The 2,074-nt window shown below is 72.8% G+C and carries 2 protein-coding genes; one reads left to right on the top strand and one right to left on the bottom strand.

What is annotated here, in order from left to right; translation table 11 throughout:
• Positions 1 to 168: 168 nt before the first annotated feature.
• Positions 169 to 705 (bottom strand): DUF4245 domain-containing protein, encoded by a 537-nt coding sequence (locus ACFU74_RS37115; protein WP_380764550.1) that lies wholly within the window; start codon positions 703 to 705, stop codon positions 169 to 171.
• 214 nt (positions 706 to 919) lie between these two features.
• On the opposite strand from ACFU74_RS37115, the gene glpX reads away from it, so the two are divergent.
• A complete protein-coding gene (glpX, locus tag ACFU74_RS37110) occupies positions 920 to 1,960 on the top strand; it encodes a class II fructose-bisphosphatase (protein ID WP_380764549.1) in 1,041 nt (346 codons plus the stop codon).
• The last annotated feature ends 114 nt before the right edge of the window (positions 1,961 to 2,074 follow it).

Raw genomic sequence — 2,074 nt, 5'->3', positions numbered from 1 at the left:
ACATGGCGGTGATCTTCGCGGACACCAGGCCCGCGAAGATCACCACCAGCGCATCACGGCACACAGTTGATCAATTACCCAACACTTTCTGAGCCCGACCCCGACGCACGAAGGGCCCCGCACACGGTGTGTGCGGGGCCCTTCGCGTTCGCTCCGGCGGGAGCCGGGCTACTTCAGCGCCCCGGCCAGCTCGGCCAGCTCCTCGTAGGAGGCGGTGCCGGTCAGCACGGTCGTCGCGCCGCCGGACTGCACGGTGAGCGCCCGCGCCTTGGGACCCTGCACCCGCTCCCAGGTCTGCCCGGCGACCTCCACGGTGCCGTCCGGCTTCCCGCCGGCCACCGCCGCCCTGAGCATGTCCTCGGGCTTGGCGTCGCTCTGCTCGACGGCCGCGTACTGGCCGGAGGGGGTGACGAAGCCCAGGTGCCAGGCGTTGCCCTTGCCGAGGCCCATCGACGCCGGGTTGTACGTCACCGAGGTGGCCCGCCACTGCGCGGGCAGGCCCTCCGGGGAGACCAGCGGATAGGGCGCGGCCCGCTTGGCGGAGGCCGCGGCCACCGAGTACTCGACCGTGCGGACCCCGTCGCCGTCCGCGTCGTGCGGCAGGAACAGGTACCCGACCCAGACCACGACGCCGACGGCCAGCATCGACAGGACCATGTCCCGCACGGTCTGCCGGCCCCTCATGCCCTTGCTCTCTCCAGCCACCCCCACATGGTGACTCATGCCGACGCGCACCCGCGCACCCGGGGTCTGCACGTCCGGGTGAACGGGGGCGGGACCGCCGTCCCGGCCCCCGCGGGGGGACCGCGCCACAGACACCCGTCCCGGGGGCAGATACGATCGCAACACCCTCACCACGGCGTTCGACCAGGCAGTAGTCGGGCGCTCACTGGCCGTCGCGTACAGAGAGGTAACGACGATGACCACGCAGTACCCGCACCACCTGCCCAGCGCCCTGGAGGTCGCGCCGGAGGCTCCGGACCGGAACCTCGCGCTCGAACTCGTCCGGGTCACCGAGGCCGCCGCGCTCGCCGCCGGCCGCTGGGTCGGGCGCGGCGACAAGAACGGCGCCGACGGCGCGGCCGTCCGCGCCATGCGCACCCTCGTCTCCACCGTCTCGATGAACGGCATCGTCGTCATCGGGGAGGGCGAGAAGGACGAGGCCCCGATGCTCTACAACGGCGAGCGGGTCGGCGACGGCACCGGCGCCGAGTGCGATGTCGCGGTGGACCCGGTCGACGGCACCACCCTCACCGCCAAGGGCATGAACAACGCGGTCGCCGTCCTGGCCGTCGCCGACCGCGGCACCATGTTCGACCCGAGCGCGGTCTTCTACATGGACAAGCTGGTCACCGGCCCGGAGGCCGCCGACTTCGTCGACATCACCGCGCCGCCGGCCGTCAACATCCGCCGGGTCGCCAAGGCCAAGGGCGTCGCCGTCGAGGACGTCACCGTCGTCGTCCTCGACCGCCCGCGCCACGAGAACCTGGTCCAGGAGATCCGCGAGGCGGGCGCCCGGATCAAGTACATCTCCGACGGCGACGTCGCCGGCGCCATCATGGCCGCCCGCGAGGGCACCGGCGTCGACCTGCTGATGGGCATCGGCGGCACCCCCGAGGGCATCATCGCCGCCTGCGCGATGAAGTGCATGGGCGGCGTGATCCAGGGCCGGCTCTGGCCCAAGGACGACGCCGAGCGGCAGAAGGCCCTGGACGCCGGGCACGACCTCGACCGGGTGCTCTCCACCGACGACCTGGTCAGCGGCGAGAACGTGTTCTTCGTCGCCACCGGCATCACCGACGGCGAACTGCTGCGCGGCGTGCACTACCGCCAGGAGACCGCCACCACCAGCTCGCTGGTGATGCGCTCCAAGAGCGGCACCATCCGGGAGATCAACTCCACCCACAAGCTGTCCAAGCTGCGGGCCTACAGCGCGATCGACTTCGACCGCGCCAACTGACCCGGCCGCAGGCGCGCACGGCACGGCCCGGGGGGGCGGGGGAAAGCCCCCTCCCCCGGGCCGCGGGGGGTGGGGGGACCCCCCGGGGGCCCCCCCCCCCCGGGCACCGGCGCG

This window comes from Kitasatospora sp. NPDC057500, from assembly GCF_042802195.1.
Classification (GTDB): Bacteria; Actinomycetota; Actinomycetes; order Streptomycetales; family Streptomycetaceae; genus Kitasatospora.
Note: the sequence above shows the minus strand (reverse complement) of the source record. Positions and strands in the feature narration are given on the sequence as shown.

What these genes read in the sequence shown, in the direction of transcription:
- glpX (WP_380764549.1), top strand. Translation starts at nt 920, where the DNA reads ATGACCACGCAGTACCCGCACCACCTGCCCAGCGCCCTGGAGGTCGCG.